The sequence below is a fragment of the Psychrobacter sp. 1U2 genome, from assembly GCF_051847575.1.
This window is the reverse complement of record NZ_JBPYDC010001145.1, coordinates 1-689: the sequence shown is the minus strand read 5'-3', so window position 1 is coordinate 689 and position 689 is coordinate 1. Positions and strand designations below refer to the sequence as shown.

Below are 689 nucleotides of genomic sequence, written 5' to 3'. Positions count from 1 at the left end.
AAATGTAGTTGATCTAGCTGAATACAGGCAGTCAATTGATGGAGAAAAGTCAGTAGAATACTTTCAGCTAAAACACTCTACTGTTAGAGCCGATGAAGACTTTAAGATATCCGATCTCAAAGATACTATTGTTGGATTTTCTCAAAGGTTTGTAGATACAAAAGATAGTAAAGACTATGCAGACTTTGAATTTACTATAATAACCAATAGAAAAATATGCCCTAAATTTAAAATAACTGTCAATAACCTTGCTAAAGGGCTTACTGCAGATACTCGTTCTGTCAATACATTAAAAAAATATACAAAGCTTAGTGAAACAAAGTTAAGAGATTTTTGTTCACATCTTAATTTGTATGATATCGAAGGCAATCTTAACGTACAAAAGCAAGATATTCATAAAGAACTATCTAGAATTTGGATATCAAAGAACGTTACCGATATGGAGCATTTATTGGTAGCAACTGTTTGGGAACGCTTAGAACCGAATAAGAGTAACACGATAAAAAAAGAGGACATTCTTGAAGCGTTTAATATTACTGATATTAATGACTTTTTCCCTGCACCACCAAAATTTGAAGCCCTTCCAAACAACTATGTTCCTCGCCAACAGCAAGACACCATAATCAATAGTATTCAATCTACTAACACTCACACTATCATCACGGCATCAGGCGGTATAGGCAAGTCAA

General features: G+C 33.8%; 1 protein-coding gene. It reads left to right on the top strand.

What is annotated here, in order from left to right; translation table 11 throughout:
- A partial coding sequence (locus ACS8FD_RS20875) for a hypothetical protein (protein ID WP_439277274.1) occupies positions 1 to 689 on the top strand: 689 nt, incomplete at both ends.